At 68.8% G+C, this 13,554-nt stretch carries 15 protein-coding genes; 7 read left to right on the plus strand and 8 right to left on the minus strand.

The genetic code is table 11. The features are described 5' to 3' along the window. Positions 1 to 43: 43 nt before the first annotated feature. The 4 genes from KF709_03475 to KF709_03490 all read left to right on the plus strand — a co-directional run bounded on the left by KF709_03475 (position 44) and on the right by KF709_03490 (position 3,991). Complete coding sequence (locus KF709_03475; GenBank protein MBX3173442.1) at positions 44 to 2,068, plus strand: TonB-dependent receptor; 2,025 nt, start codon at positions 44 to 46, stop codon at positions 2,066 to 2,068. A gap of 21 nt (positions 2,069 to 2,089) precedes the next feature. Further along, on the plus strand, positions 2,090 to 2,908 hold the full coding sequence (locus KF709_03480) for an AraC family transcriptional regulator (protein MBX3173443.1): 819 nt from the start codon (positions 2,090 to 2,092) through the stop codon (positions 2,906 to 2,908). Between the two features lie 89 nt (positions 2,909 to 2,997). Then, positions 2,998 to 3,555: a hypothetical protein gene (locus KF709_03485; GenBank protein MBX3173444.1), complete on the plus strand. Its 558-nt coding sequence runs from the start codon at positions 2,998 to 3,000 to the stop codon at positions 3,553 to 3,555. Positions 3,556 to 3,622: 67 nt separating this feature from the next. After that, positions 3,623 to 3,991, plus strand: coding sequence for a response regulator transcription factor (locus tag KF709_03490; GenBank protein MBX3173445.1), 369 nt, complete (start codon positions 3,623 to 3,625; stop codon positions 3,989 to 3,991). A gap of 48 nt (positions 3,992 to 4,039) precedes the next feature. Here the strand turns inward: KF709_03490 and KF709_03495 are convergent, their stop codons facing one another. The 5 genes from KF709_03495 to KF709_03515 are packed head-to-tail and all read right to left on the minus strand — an operon-like array spanning position 4,040 to position 8,297. Next, positions 4,040 to 4,522, minus strand: a complete 483-nt coding sequence (locus tag KF709_03495; protein MBX3173446.1) for a metallophosphoesterase family protein — start codon at positions 4,520 to 4,522, stop codon at positions 4,040 to 4,042. Further along, on the minus strand, positions 4,519 to 5,139 hold the full coding sequence (locus tag KF709_03500; GenBank protein ID MBX3173447.1) for a UbiX family flavin prenyltransferase: 621 nt from the start codon (positions 5,137 to 5,139) through the stop codon (positions 4,519 to 4,521). The genes KF709_03495 and KF709_03500 overlap by 4 nt, the downstream gene beginning before the upstream one ends. Then, positions 5,139 to 6,059: a putative 4-hydroxybenzoate polyprenyltransferase gene (ubiA, locus tag KF709_03505; protein MBX3173448.1), complete on the minus strand. Its 921-nt coding sequence runs from the start codon at positions 6,057 to 6,059 to the stop codon at positions 5,139 to 5,141. The genes KF709_03500 and ubiA overlap by 1 nt, the downstream gene beginning before the upstream one ends. After that, positions 6,056 to 7,540, minus strand: coding sequence for a menaquinone biosynthesis decarboxylase (locus KF709_03510; GenBank protein ID MBX3173449.1), 1,485 nt, complete (start codon positions 7,538 to 7,540; stop codon positions 6,056 to 6,058). Before KF709_03510 ends, ubiA begins: the two co-directional genes overlap by 4 nt. A 1-nt stretch (position 7,541) precedes the next feature. Continuing rightward, positions 7,542 to 8,297, minus strand: coding sequence for a ubiquinone/menaquinone biosynthesis methyltransferase (locus KF709_03515; protein MBX3173450.1), 756 nt, complete (start codon positions 8,295 to 8,297; stop codon positions 7,542 to 7,544). A 52-nt stretch (positions 8,298 to 8,349) separates the two neighbouring features. Here KF709_03515 and KF709_03520 point away from each other — a divergent pair, with 52 nt between their 5' ends. The 3 genes from KF709_03520 (at position 8,350) to KF709_03530 (ending at position 10,734) form a co-directional block, all read left to right on the plus strand. Further along, positions 8,350 to 8,955 (plus strand): sigma-70 family RNA polymerase sigma factor, encoded by a 606-nt coding sequence (locus KF709_03520; GenBank protein ID MBX3173451.1) that lies wholly within the window; start codon positions 8,350 to 8,352, stop codon positions 8,953 to 8,955. Between the two features lie 142 nt (positions 8,956 to 9,097). Beyond that, on the plus strand, positions 9,098 to 9,667 hold the full coding sequence (locus KF709_03525; GenBank protein ID MBX3173452.1) for a hypothetical protein: 570 nt from the start codon (positions 9,098 to 9,100) through the stop codon (positions 9,665 to 9,667). A gap of 2 nt (positions 9,668 to 9,669) precedes the next feature. After that, positions 9,670 to 10,734, plus strand: coding sequence for a hypothetical protein (locus KF709_03530; protein ID MBX3173453.1), 1,065 nt, complete (start codon positions 9,670 to 9,672; stop codon positions 10,732 to 10,734). Positions 10,735 to 10,743: 9 nt separating this feature from the next. Here KF709_03530 and KF709_03535 read toward each other — a convergent pair whose 3' ends face one another. The 3 genes from KF709_03535 to KF709_03545 are packed head-to-tail and all read right to left on the minus strand — an operon-like array spanning position 10,744 to position 13,511. Beyond that, positions 10,744 to 11,376: a GNAT family N-acetyltransferase gene (locus KF709_03535; GenBank protein MBX3173454.1), complete on the minus strand. Its 633-nt coding sequence runs from the start codon at positions 11,374 to 11,376 to the stop codon at positions 10,744 to 10,746. A 47-nt stretch (positions 11,377 to 11,423) separates the two neighbouring features. Then, positions 11,424 to 12,308 carry a carbon-nitrogen hydrolase family protein gene (locus KF709_03540; protein ID MBX3173455.1) on the minus strand — a complete coding sequence of 295 codons (885 nt, stop codon included), beginning with the start codon at positions 12,306 to 12,308 and terminating at the stop codon, positions 11,424 to 11,426. 51 nt (positions 12,309 to 12,359) lie between these two features. Then, positions 12,360 to 13,511 carry an Mrp/NBP35 family ATP-binding protein gene (locus KF709_03545; protein ID MBX3173456.1) on the minus strand — a complete coding sequence of 384 codons (1,152 nt, stop codon included), beginning with the start codon at positions 13,509 to 13,511 and terminating at the stop codon, positions 12,360 to 12,362. Positions 13,512 to 13,554: the final 43 nt, after the last annotated feature.

Consider the following 13,554-nt stretch of genomic DNA (forward strand, 5'->3'; position numbering starts at 1 on the left):
CCGACTCGGCAACGGGACGGCCAGATCCTGCGTAGGTTCCAGCGTGACCACTCGTCAATCCTGCCTCATTCTCGCGCTGCTCGCCCTGGGCGGCGCCGCCGTGGACGCCCAGGCCCGTCCAGACTCCACCGCGCGAGACAGTGCCCAGGCCGTCGAAGCCCTTCGCGTCCGCGCCGCATACGCGCCACGCGTCATCGGCAGCGCCGCCGCCGTCACCATCGCGCCGGACGCGATGCCCGGTGCCGTCGTCGCCCCGTCGATGAGCGAGGTGATGCGCCGCCTGCCTTTCGTCTATATCCGCCAGAACTCGCGCGGCGAGAACGAGATCTCCGTCCGCGGCTCCGAGTCGCGGCAGGCCGCCGTGCTCTTCGAGGGCGTCCCCCTCTCGTTGACTTGGGACGCGCGCGCCGACGTCTCGGCCATCCCGCTCACCGGGGCTCAGAGTGTCGACTACGTGCGCGGCCTCTCGTCGCTGCTTGCCGGCCCGAACGCCATTGGTGGCGTGGTCAGCGCGCGGCTCTGGGAGCAGCACGATGCGTTCCGCGCCCCCGCCCGCGTCACGCGCGCGGACCTTCAGATCGACCAGTTCGGCGCGGCCCGCACGGCACTGACCGCCGGCGGCGCGCTCAAGCACTCGGCAACCAGCACGCTGCAGGCACGGGTCGGCGCTGGCTGGCGCGACACGCCCGGGATGGTGCGCCCGGGATCGCTCGACGAAGCGGGCACGACCGATGCCCTGCGGCTCAACACCGACAACCGCTCGCTCGACGCCTTCGCCGGCCTTCGCTATGAGCACGCCCAGGGCCGCTATCTCTCGGGCTTCGTGAGCATGCTCGACGGCGAGCGCGGCGTCGCCCCTGAGATGCACGTCGCATCGCCGCGCCTTTGGCGGAATCCTGAGGTCAACCGGCGCATCGGCGCCATCTCGGCTGGCACCGGCGCCATCAGGAGCCGCCTCGGCATCGGCGACGCCGAGCTCTCGGTCGGCCTCACGGAGGGCACGATCGCCATCAACAGTTACGGCGACCGGACCTACTCCAGCGTGACGGGCACCGAGCGCGGCGAGGACCGCACGCTTTCGCTGCGCGGCACCTTCGACCAGCAGCTCGGCGAGCGCTTCGTGCTGCGCGGCAGCTTCACGGATGCCCAGGTTCGGTATCTGGAGACGGTCAATACGAATCCGACCGCGACGTATCGCCAGCGGCTCACAAGCTTGGCCTCCGAGCTCGACTATCGCCCAATGGACAGGCTGACGCTCACCGCCGGCCTCTCGCAGGACGCCGCCACGACCACCGAAGCCGGCGGCCGCACGCCCCTGGGTCGCAAGTCCGGACTCGGCTGGCGCGGCGGCGCCACGTGGCTGCTGCCGCAGCGGGGACTGCGCCTCCACGCCTCACTCAGCGAGCGCAAGCGATTCCCCGCGCTGCGCGAGCTCTACTCCGGCGCGCTCAATCGCTTCGAACCGAACCCGGCGCTCCGCCCCGAGACGGCCCGCAGTGGCGAGGTCGGCGCAAGCTTCGTCCGCGGCCTGATGGACGTGCAGGTCGTCGCCTTCACGCAGCAGATCGACGACGCCGTCGTGCGCATCACCCTGCCGAGCACGCAGTTCCAACGCGTGAATCGCGACCGCTTCAAGAGCACCGGCGTCGAGCTCACCGCCGGCACGATGCTCTGGGGCGCCAGCCTTCGCGGCGACCTCACGCTGCAGCGCGCCCGCATCGAGGACGCCACGATCTCCGACCCCACGCAGCGCATGCCGGAGGATGTGCCGGAGCGTTTCGGCTCGCTGTTCCTCACCGCGCCGCTCTTCGCCGGGCTCGAGGGCGAGGCGCGCGCGCGCTTCATCGGCGCCACGCAGTGCTCAAATCCCTCATCGCCATCGCTCAGTGAGCAGTCGGGCGCCGAGGCGCTGGACCTCGGGCTCACCCGTCGCTGGTCGGCATCGCGCGCCTGGCGTGCCATCCGCGCCACCCTGCAGATGGACAACGTCTTTGACCGGGCGATGTACGACAAGTGCGGACTGCCGCAGATGGGGCGAACGCTGCGACTGGGGCTGACCATCGGCTAGCGCCGCGATGTATGCTTGGGCGTGACCGCCACAGCCTTCCAATACTCGGAATACTCACCCACTGACGCCACGCGTCAGTGGGTGATGTCGTATTGGAGCTTTCGCGCGGAGCGTGCGCCGGATCCATCGCAACCGTACACCGTGTGGCCGGATGGCTGCCTCAGCTTGGCCTTGCCCATCGCGGCCGGCGCGGTGCGCGGCCCCCTGCTCTGCACGGGCCCGCGCATCGTCGCCTTTCAGCCGCCGATCACGCCGGGCGTGACGCTGCTGGGCCTGCGCTTCTGGCCCGATGCGACCGGCCGCCTCTTTGGTGTGCCGGCTCGGGAGCTCCGAGACAAGCTCGGTCCAGCGCCAATCGCGCTCGCTCGGTGGGCCGACGGGCTTCGCGAGTCGCTTCGCGTCCCGCAAGACGCGCTCTCGGAGTCCGCGATGCGCGGCTGTGTCGCCTCGCTTGACGCGTGGGCCTCTACGAGACTCGCGGACGCGGACGAACCCGACGCGATCGTGCGCGCGGCCATCCAACGGATTGCCGCCGAGGGCGGTGAGCTGCGCATGGGCCGGCTCGCCGAGGATCTCGGCGTCGGGCTGCGCCAGCTGCAGCGACGCTTCCCCACGGCAACCGGCCTCACGCTGCGCGAGTGGGCGCGCGTGCGCCGCCTGCGGAGCGCGCTGGCGCAGCGACTCGAACGCCAGGACGGCACCTGGTCGCGCATCGCGGCGGAGACGGGGTTCGTGGACCACGCCCACCTCACGCGCGAGTTCGTGCAGCTCACGGGGCTTCCACCCTCGCACGTGGCGCACAGCCTCGGACGCACGGATCACCGCGGCGTGCGCCCCTGAGCCTGGCGCGCCAAGCGGGATGTCGCGCAGATACAAGCGCCCCGACTTGCCGCGAGTGTAGCCTGCACCGTCCCCGACCTGAGGATCCAATGCCGCATCGCCTGACCGTCGTCCTGCGCCAGCTGTTGGCCATCACCTTCTGCACGCTGGCGGCCGCCGCATCCGTGCAGGCCCAGGACCCCGCCGCCGCGCAGGCCATCGCCAAGGCGAACACCGCGCTTGCCGCCGTCGATTGGATGGTCGGCCAATGGGAGGGCGACGCGCGCGTGGTCTCCGGTCCCGGACAGCCCATCGCCGTGCGCCAGCACGAGGACGTCGTGCGCGGGGCCAGCGGGACGGTGCTGATCATCCGTGGAACGGGCCGGGACCCGCAGACTGGCACGATCAACTTCGAGGCCGCCGCCACGCTGTGGCTGGACGAGTCGGGCGCGCTGGCGATGCGCACGCACCGCGACGGACGCAGTGTGGTCCCTAGCGTCGAAATGCGCGGCGACAGTCTCGTGTGGGGCTTCCCCGTGCCCGGCGGACGCGTGCGCTACACCATCTGGCGCGGTGCGAGCGACACCTGGGAGGAGATCGGCGAGTTCCTGCGCGAGGGCGCGGCGCCGATGCGAATCATCACGATGTCGCTGCGGCGCTTGCCGTAGCTGCGACACCGCACCCCTCCAGCGGTCGGCTCTTGCGAGCGGACGGCGGCCCGGGAATCTTCCTCGGATGCGCATTCTCGTGGCCGACGACGACCGACAGCTCTCCACCCTGCTGTGCGAGGTCCTCCGATCGGGAGGCCACACCGCAGTCCCCGCATTCGATGGCGCCAGCACGATGATGGCGGCGATGCGCAGTCCCGCACCCGACCTGATCGTGCTCGACCTCCAAATGCCCGCCGGCGATGGACACGCGACACTCAGCAAGCTGAAGCAGTCCTCAAAAACGACCGCGATTCCGGTCCTCGTGCTCACGGCGACCGCCGATCCCGCTGCACACGAGCGCGTCCGCAAACACGGTGCAGCCGCGTTCCTGCAGAAGCCCGTGGACCCCGCGGCGTTCCTTGATGCCGTGAAGGCGTTCGGCCCCAAGAAATAGGTTCCATCGCGCGCAAGCCAGCGCGGCCAGCGCGTTCACTCGGGCGACCTACATTTCGGCCAGCGGAACCAGCTCGGCCTCAGCCTTGCCGTGGGCAATCGTCAGGATAGCCACGCAGGCCTCGAGGTCGAACCGCCGCGGCCCCGCCGCACCAGGATTCACAATCAGACGCCCATCGACGCGCTCAATCACCTGCGCGTGCGTGTGGCCATACACGCAAACGTCGGCGTCGTAGGCGGCCGCGACCTTGGCGGGCTTCGGGCGCCCCAGCTCGTGCCCGTGCTGCACGTGAATGCGGAGGCCGCCAATCGAGACGTCCAGCGACTCCCGCAACGCCGGGTCCCACGGGCTATCGCAGTTCCCCCACACGGCCTGCACGGGTGCGATCAGGGCTAGCTCGTCGAGAATCGTGTCGGAACAGACATCGCCCGCGTGCAGGATCTGCGAGACGCCGGCAAAGACCTCGTGGACATCGGGTCGCAGCAGGCCGTGCGTGTCAGAAATGAGTCCCACGCGGATCGGTGGACTCACGCCTCGTCCGCGTGCGCGCCCCAGCGCGGGGCCAGTGAGTTCTCGACGCCCAAGTGGTCGAGTGCGCGTGCCACGATGAAATCCACCAGCTCCGACACCTGCGTCGGCCGGTGGTAGAAGCCCGGCGCGGCGGGCATCACGGTGGCGCCAGCCATCGTGAGCCGGCGCATGTTCTCGAGGTGGATCAGCGACAAGGGCGTCTCGCGGGTCACGAGCAAGAGAGGACGCCGCTCCTTGAGCGCCACGTCCGCCGAACGCTCCACCAACGAGCGCGATGTCCCCGCCGCGATGCTCGCCAGCGTGCCCATCGAGCAAGGACAGATGACCATCCCACCTGCGAGATGCGATCCCGACGCCGGCGCCGCGCCGCGGTCGCCATCGTCATAGACGGTGACGCAGCGGTCGAAGCGCTCCGCGCCCACGACGGAGCGCAGCGCATCAAGATCCGCCACATCGCTTTCCGTCTTGAGCAGCCGGAACCCGTGCGAGCTGACGATCAGCGAGACCTGTCGCTTGGCCACGAGTAGCTGCTCGAGCAGGCGGATGCCGTAGGGCGCACCGGAGGCCCCAGTCATCGCCATCACGATTGGCGCGTGGCCCGCAGCAGCGCGCGACATCAACCGAAGATCCGGTCGAGGAGCATCCACGCGAAGAACGTCATGGAGATCACACCGTTCATGGTGAAGAACGCCGCATCCAGCTTGCTGAGATCGTCGGACTTCACCAGCGAGTGCTCGTAGCCGAGCAACACGGCGGCCGTAGCGACGCCAGCCCAGGCGAACCACCCGCCTCCCGTGACCCACACGGTCGCCGCGAGCGCGAGCACCGTGGTCACATGCAGCAAGCGCGCGATCGCAACGGCGCGCGGGACACCCACTGCCGCCGGAATCGAGTGCAGTCCCTGTGAGCGATCAAACTCGACGTCCGGCAACGCATACAGGACGTCGAAGCCGCCGGACCAAGTCATCACCGCCACCGTGAGGGCGATCAACATCCACCACGGTTCGCTCCACAGGCCGGTCACGGCGAGGAAGCCGCCCACCGGGGCAATCGCGAGGCCAAGGCCGAGCACAAGGTGCGCGTAGCGCGTGAAGCGCTTGGTGAAGGAGTAGAAGCACACCCAGGCCAGTGCGACAGGCGAGAGGTAGAGACAGAGCGGATTCAGCTGCGCCGCCGCCCACACGAATAGCGCCGCCGCCACCACCACCGTGAGCCAGGCATCGCGCACCCGAATCGCCCCGCGCGGGATCTCGCGCTGCGCGGTGCGCGGATTCTGCGCGTCGAACTCGCGGTCCACGATGCGATTCACCGCCATCGCCACCCAACGCGCACTGGTGAACGCCAGCACCACCCAGCCAAGCATCCCCAGTGAGATCGGCGCGAGCTTCGAGGCCAGCGTCACACCCACCAAGGCAAACGGCAGCGCAAACACCGTATGCGGCAGCTTCACAAAGCTCATCCAGCGCGCGAACGTGGACTCCCCCGAGAAGGTCTGGCCCTCGCGTGCCTTCGCGCCTACTGCCGAGGCGTTGCTCACTTCGCGTTCCCCAGTCCCAGCGACGGCCACATCGCATCCACCTTGGCCTTCGTCTCGGCATCCATCTCGATCACCTTTGGCCAGTCGCGCGTGAAGCCCTCCTCGGGCCACTTCTTCGTGCCGTCGATGCCCATCTTCGACCCGTAGGTGAACGCACGGCTCGAATGGTCGAGCACATCGATTGGCCCCATGGTGAAACGTGTGTCGCGCTCGGGATCGATGTTGTTCAGCGCCACCCACCAGGCTTCCTGCGGGTTACGCACGTCCACCCAATCGTCCACCACCACCAGCACCTTGGCCAGCGACATCAGCCCCGCACCCCAGAGCGCGTTCATCACCTTGTAGGCCTGACCGGGATAGTGCTTCTTGATGCTCACGAACACGAGGTTGTGAAAGATCCCTTCGGCCGGCATGTGGTAGTCCACGATCTCCGGCGTCGTGAGCTTGAGCAGCGGCAGGAAGATTCGCTCGGTGGCGTGGCCGAGGTAGAAATCCTCCATCGGCGGGCGCCCGACGATGGTCGCGCAATACACGGCGTTCTTGCGCATCGTCACGGCGGTCACGTGCACGCGCGGATACAGGTCGGCCTCTGAGTAGTAGCCCGTGTGGTCGCCAAACGGGCCCTCGACCACCAGCGCTTCCTTGGGATCGATGTAGCCCTCGATCACGATCTCCGCGTCGGCCGGCACCTCGAGGTCGCAGGTCACGGCCTTCGTGAGCTGCACCGGGGCACGACGGAGGAATCCCGCGAAAATAAACTCATCGATGTTCGGCGGCAGCGGCGCCGACGCCGAATACATCGAGGCCGGGTCGGAACCGATGACGATGCACACCGGCATCTTCTCGCCCTTCTCCGCCATCTCGCGCCAATGCGCAGCGCCCGTCTTGTGGCGCTGCCAGTGCATCGCGACGTGCCGCTTGCCCATCTGCTGCACGCGGTACATCCCCACGTTGCGGATGCCGCGCTGCGGATCCTTGCTCACCACCGCCGTCATCGTGAGGAACGGACCGCCGTCCTCGGGCCAGGTCGTGAGCACCGGCAGCTTGTCGAGGTCGATGTCGTCGCCTTGCCAGACGATCTCCTGACAGGCCGGCGTGCCGGACGCCATCCTCGGCGGGAACTTGGCGACCTCCATCAGGCGCGGCAGCAGCTGCAGCTTGCCGAGGAATCCCTCGGGCACCTTGAGGTCCAGCAGCTTCGTGATGCGGTCGCCGTGCTCGTCGAGCCGCTCGACACCGAGCGCCATCGCCATGCGGGTCATGGACCCAAAGAGGTTGATGCCGACGGGATACTGCGAGATGGAACCGTCGCGCAGCACCGGCTTCTCGAACAGCAGGGCCGGCCCGCCGCCCGGCATCTTCATCACGCGGTCGGTGATCTCGCACATCTCGAGATGCACGTTCACGGGCTGCGTGATGCGGCGCAGTTCGCCGCGCGCCTCGATGGCGGCGATGAACTGCTGCAGGGTGTCGAGCGTCACGTTACTTGGTCCCCACGTGCACGGCCGCGATCCCGAAGGTCAGCGTCTCCCAGCTGACGTCGCGGAAGCCGGCGCGCGTCATCGCCTCGGCCAGCTTACCCGTCTCTGGGAAGTTCGCCACGGAGCGCGGCAGGTAGGTGTAAGCGGTCTTGTGCCCGCTGATCAGTCGCCCGATGAGCGGTAGGATGCGATGGAAGTAGAACAGGTACGCCGCGCGCACCATCGGCACGCGTGGCGTCGAGAACTCCAGGATGATGAACCGCGCACCGGGCTTCAGGGTTCGCAGCACTTCCGCGAGGCCCTTGTCCAGGTCCGCGACGTTGCGGATGCCGAAGGCCACGATGGCGCCGTCGAAGGCGTTGTCGCGCAGCGGGAGGGACAGCGCGTCGGCCACCACCGGCTGCAGCACCGCGCGGGGAGCCTTTCCTGATCCCGCCACCAGCATGGGCTGCGCGAAGTCGGCGCCGACGATGTGGCCGCCGAATCCCTCGCGCGTGGCGAGCGTGGCGCCAACGTCCAGAGTGCCCGCGCAGAGGTCGAGGTAGGTCCCAGTCGGAGCGGCCGTCCACGCCAGCCGCTTGAGCGCCCGCGCGCGCCAGCGGCGGTCGATCCCAAGCGACAGCAGGCGGTTGAGCAGATCGTAGCGCGGCGCGATCTCGGAGAAGATCCGCTGCACGTACGTGCGCTTCCCCGTCGCCGAGGCGTTCGAGGCGGCGACTTCGGCCTCCCGCGTCTCGCGGTCTAGCGCTGTCGTCATAGCCTCGAAAGTTGCCCGACGACTTTCACGCGGGCAAGTTTCCCCAGAGCGAATGCCCCGTCCTGCACTCGACCTTCCGAATCTTCCCGACGCCGACGTCGTGGTGCTGGCGCAGCAGGGACGCGAACCCGCGTTCCGTGAGCTGATCCGGCGCTACGAGCGCCCCGTCTATTCGCTCATCTACCGGATGGTGCGCGACACCGCGGCCTCCGAGGACCTCGCGCAGGACGCGTTCATCAAGGTCCTCAACCACCTCGACAAGTACCGGCCCGAGTTCAAGTTCTCGAGCTGGCTGTTCAAGATCGCCAACAACGTCGCCATCGATCACCTGCGGCGTCGGCAGCTGGAGACGGTCTCGATGGACGGCTCCCCGCACGCCGCCACCTCCACCGAGGTGGAGTCCACCTCGTTTGAGCTGGCCGACCAGGGCGAGTCCCCTCTCGACGAACTGGCCTCCCGGGAGCTGGGCGCCATCATCGAGCAGGCCATCGGCAAGCTGCGACCCGAATACCGCAACTGCATCATGCTCCGCCACGTCGAGGGCCGGAGTTACGAGGAAATCGCCGCCACGCTGGACCTCCCCCTGGGCACGGTGAAGACCTACATCCACCGGGCACGCCACGAGTTACGGGAGGCGTTGGAGCACCTCAGGGAATGACAGAGGACGAAGGTGATAGGACGAAGGTGAATTCGGCTTTTGTTCGGGTTTCTCTTCCGTCCTCCGTCTTCCGTCCTTCGTCCCTGTCCAAGCCCTGAAACCAAGCTGTCCCCCACCCCGTAGTCTCCCGCAGGAGAACCTTATGCAGCACCGCCATCTACTTCCCCAAGAGCTCGACCTGCTGGTCGACGGCGACGTCGGTTTCGGCGTCGCACCCCTGCGTGCGCACCTCGAGACCTGCGACGACTGCCGCCTGCGGCTCGTCGAACTCGAGGCCGTCACGGGCCGACTCGACACCCTGCCACACTTCGCGCCGCGCATCGGATTCTCCGATCGCGTGATGGCGCAGGTGCAGGTCATCGAGCCCTGGCACGTCGCACTCGCGAACCAGGCCCGTGCGCTCGTCCCACAGACCGCGCCGATGCGCGTGCTCGCGGCGGTCGGCGCCGGCCTCGCCGCCACGACGATCTCGGGGAGCGCCCTCTGGCTCGCCTTCCGTGCCGACCTCTTCGCCTTCTCGTATGGCGTCGGGCTCGAGCGCGGCACGCGCGGGATCTGGGCTGGGCTGGTCGAGACGGCGCGTGAGCTCGTCACCGGCGGCGCCGATACCGGCGCGCTGCTCGTGGCGACTGGCGCGCTGGCCGCGACGGCCGTGGGCGCGGTGCTGGCCTTCCGCCGCCTCGCCGCCGCCGCCCGTACGAACAGGAGCTGACCATGCGTCGGCTCCTGTTTTGCGTGGCGGCGCTGCTCCTGGCCGCCCCGGCCGCGCAGGCGCAGGTCTCGCGCGTCGCCGCCCAGGGTGACAGCGCCAGCGAGGCCCTGCGCGCCCTCGATCTCGTCGAGGGCGAACTCGAGATCAACGGCCGCTACGTACGCGGCAATGCCACCGTGCCCGCCGGCGACACCGTCCGCGGACCACTCGTCGTGATGGGCGGCAGCGCCGACATCAGCGGTGTCGTGCTGGGCAACGTCACGGCAATCTTCGGCGACGTCACCATTCGCGATGGCGCGGATGTCCGCGGTGGGGCGACCGCCTGGCGGGGGCGCGTGCTCGTCGAAGGCGGACGTGTGCGCGGCGCGCTGCGCTCGACGATGCAGACCGCCGCTGCCGCCATCGCGCCGATGACGCGCGGCCAGGCCCTGCAGCTCTCACTCGGCTGGACCGCGATGCTGCTCGTCATCGCCCTCGCGGCGATGCTGCTGCTCGGCAAGAACGTCGATGCCACCGCGCGCGTGCTGGCCGACGACTTTGGCCGCTCGTTCCTGCTCGGCGTGGTCGGCGAACTCGGCTTCCTGCCGCTCCTGCTCTTCGCCGTCGTCGCGCTCGCTGTGACAATCATTGGGCTGCTGCTGGTGCCCTTCGTGCTCGCGGCCGCCCCGGTGGCACTGGCTGGCGTCGCGACACTCGGCTGGCTGGGTGTCGCGCTGATGGTCGGCCGTGGACTGACCGGCGGACCGCGCGACGACCGCGCCGCCACGCTTCGTGCGCTTGGCGTCGGTGTGCTCGTGCTGATGGTCCCGTGGTTCATCGCGGCCGCGATGACCGGCGGAACCGGCGCGCTGATCTCTCGGGTGTTTGCCATCGGAGTCACCTGGGTGGCAGGCACCGCCGGACTCGGCGCAGCGCTTCTCTCGCGTGCCGGCACGGGGCGACGCTCCCGCGCCAAGCAGGCCACAGCGCAGCCGGCCGCAGCCGGCTGGCAGACTCCGACGCCGGTGGCCGGTGTCGCCGCGGCGCGCCGCCCGGTGCCCGCACGGCCCGGCGCAGAGCCGAAGTAGTCGGGTCGGCTACCAGGCAGGCACCGCGGCCAGCTCGGCCGCGGTCGCCACTTGGGGATTCAGCCACTCAATCACCGCCGCCCAGCCCATCGACTCGGGGTCGTGGCGCAGGTAGCTCTCCACCACGGCCAGCACGTGGAAGCCGCGGTTGAGCTGGAACGACAGCGTCGGATCACGATACGACCCGCGCACCACGCCACGCAGGTATTCCTCGGCGCTCATCCGCTCGGCGTACTTGTGGTAGCCGCGGAGGCGCGCGCCGGCCCGGATGCGCAGCAAGCCCAGCCGCTCCGTGAGCTCCCGACGCGCCTGGTAGAGCTTTCCGCCGATCCCGCTGCCCCGGATCTCTGGATGCACCATCACCTCGGCGCCATAGAGCGTGCGCCCCATCGCCGGGTCGTGGTTGGTGAAGCGCCCGTGATCCGTGAAGTCGCGCCAGTTGGCGCCCATATGGTAGTCGTCCCAGTAGACGATCAGGCTCGCCGCGTAGCCGACCACCTCGCGGCCGCGGTCCACGGCCACCAGCTGGCCCTCGGGGAAGATCTCCAGGTGCTTCGAGAGCTGCTCTTCCGACCAGGGAATCGCGCCCGGGTAGGTCCGCTCGCACAGCTCGATGATCCCCGGGAAGTCCCGGGGCTGCATCGGGCGCACTTTGACATAGCGCCGGCGGGGCGGGACGCTCGGATCGATCACAGCGTGACCTCATCGACGTCCGCCACCAAGCCTGCCGTCCGCTCCGAATCCAGCAACGGCAGCACGGTGCCGGACGAGCGCGCGCGCTGGATCGAGTTCATCTCCAGCTCGGCGATGACCATCGTCTCCTGATTCGGGATTCCCTCGGCGAGGATGCCGTCGCGGGCGAAGGGAAAGTCCGAGGGCGTGAGGATGGCCGCCTGTCCGTAGTTGAGCGAGACGGCAGGCACCATTGGCAGCGAGCCCACCGTGTGCGCCGTGATGACGAACATCTGGTTCTCGATGGCCCGCGCCTGCGCGCAGTAGCGCACGCGGAGCATGCCCTGGCGGTCATCAGTGCAGCTGGGGACGAGAAGGATCTTGGCGCCGCGCCGTGCCGCTGCGCGCGCGATCTCAGGAAACTGCACGTCATAGCAGATGGCGATGGCCATCTTGCCCAGCGCCGTGTCGATGAGCTTGAGCCGATTCCGCGGCTTGACGATCCACTCCTCGGACTCGAAGCGCGTCATATGCAGCTTGGGCTGCACCACGTGCTTGCCGTCGGGCCCGAAGAAGAAGCACTCGTTGTACACGTCGCCGTTGTCCGCCACCGGGATCGTGCCCGCGCAGATATACAGCTTGTGCTTCAGCGCGAGCTCGCGGAACAGGGCAATGTACTGATCGACAAAGCCCGTGAGGCGACGCACCTGGTCCTGGATGTCGGCCCGCACGTCGCCGAGCGTGAGCAGCTGCAGCGTGAAGTACTCGGGGAAGAGCACCAGCTTGCACTTGTAGTCCGCCGCCGTCTCGACGAGGCCGGTGACCTGCGCGGCGAAGTCCTCGAAGGTGTCGACGCGACGGATGTGGTACTGCAGGCTGGCCACGCGAATCCGTTCTTCCATTCGTGCTCCGGCTACGGGTTTAGGCTCCCGCCCACTCTGCAGGCGCGGGCGTTACGCCCCGGTGGGCGCGCCCACCCCAAGCGCTGCAGTGAGGCGTCCCGCGATGTCCGTCAACTTGCGAGCTGCGGAGCAGTCGGCATCTGACACAACAATCGGCGCGCCACGGTCGGCGCCCTCGAGCACCGGCGGGTACAGCGGCACCTCCCCTAGCAGCGGCACACCGATCTCGTCGGAGAGGCGCTTGCCGCCGCCACTACCGAAGATCGCCATCGGCTTGCCGGTCTCCGGCGACTCGAAGTAGCTCATGTTCTCCACCACGCCAAGCACGGGCACGCCGACGCGCTGGAACATCTTGGCGCCGCGCAGCGCATCACCGACCGCGACCTCTTGCGGCGTGGTGACGATCACCGCGCCCGCCACCTGCGTGGCCTGCACCAGCGAGAGCTGCGCGTCGCCGGTGCCCGGCGGCATGTCCACCAAGAGGAAGTCGAGCCGGCCCCAGGCCACGTCGCGCAGAAACTGCGTGATGATCTTCATCACGATCGGCCCGCGCCAGATGGCGGGCTGGTCGCGCTCAATCAGGAAGCCGAGCGAGATGACCTTCACGCCGTGCGCCTCGAGCGGCTGGATCTTGTCGTCCTTGACCGGCGGCGCCTCGTCCACGCCCATCATCCGCGGGATGTTGGGACCATAGATGTCCGCGTCCATCAGGCCCACGTGGTAGCCCTGCTTGGCGAGAGCGATCGCCAGGTTCGTGGTCACGGTGGACTTGCCCACGCCGCCCTTGCCCGACGACACGGCGATGATCTTGCCAAGCTGCGGGTAGGCGACCGGCTGCGGGGCTGGCGGCGTGCGCGGGGCCTGGCGCTCCTCACCCATCACGGGCAGGGCGCGGGACTTGGGCGCGGCCACGTTCCCAGGCTTGCCCTGCGGCGCGTACTGGCCGTCCTGCGGCTCGCCCGCGTCCTTCACATCCACGCGCACCTCGGCCACACCATCGACCTTTTCCAGCGCTTGTCGGACCTGTCGGGCCAGTGTGGGGTCATCGGCCGCGGCGAGCAGCAGCGTCACGCGCACCTTGCCGTCGCGGGTGGCGGCGATGTCACGGACCTGCTGCGACCGGTACAAGGAGGCGCCGGTGCGTGGGTTGGCGAGCGGGGCCAACGCCTCGGCGAGGCGGCCCTGAAGCGTGTCAGCCGTCACAGCGAGCAATCACGGATGGGGTTAGCGAGGGAGGCGTGCAATC

The organism is Gemmatimonadaceae bacterium, from assembly GCA_019637445.1.
GTDB lineage: Bacteria > Gemmatimonadota > Gemmatimonadetes > Gemmatimonadales > Gemmatimonadaceae > Pseudogemmatithrix.

Coding starts and splice junctions, on each gene's coding strand:
- KF709_03485 (MBX3173444.1), top strand. CDS start 2,998: ATGCCGCATCGCCTGACCGTCGTCCTGCGCCAGCTGTTGGCCATCACC.
- KF709_03490 (MBX3173445.1), top strand. CDS start 3,623: ATGCGCATTCTCGTGGCCGACGACGACCGACAGCTCTCCACCCTGCTG.
- KF709_03500 (MBX3173447.1), bottom strand. CDS start 5,139: ATGTCGCGCGCTGCTGCGGGCCACGCGCCAATCGTGATGGCGATGACT.
- KF709_03515 (MBX3173450.1), bottom strand. CDS start 8,297: ATGACGACAGCGCTAGACCGCGAGACGCGGGAGGCCGAAGTCGCCGCC.
- KF709_03520 (MBX3173451.1), top strand. CDS start 8,350: ATGCCCCGTCCTGCACTCGACCTTCCGAATCTTCCCGACGCCGACGTC.
- KF709_03525 (MBX3173452.1), top strand. CDS start 9,098: ATGCAGCACCGCCATCTACTTCCCCAAGAGCTCGACCTGCTGGTCGAC.
- KF709_03530 (MBX3173453.1), top strand. CDS start 9,670: ATGCGTCGGCTCCTGTTTTGCGTGGCGGCGCTGCTCCTGGCCGCCCCG.
- KF709_03535 (MBX3173454.1), bottom strand. CDS start 11,376: ATGCAGCCCCGGGACTTCCCGGGGATCATCGAGCTGTGCGAGCGGACC.
- KF709_03540 (MBX3173455.1), bottom strand. CDS start 12,308: ATGGAAGAACGGATTCGCGTGGCCAGCCTGCAGTACCACATCCGTCGC.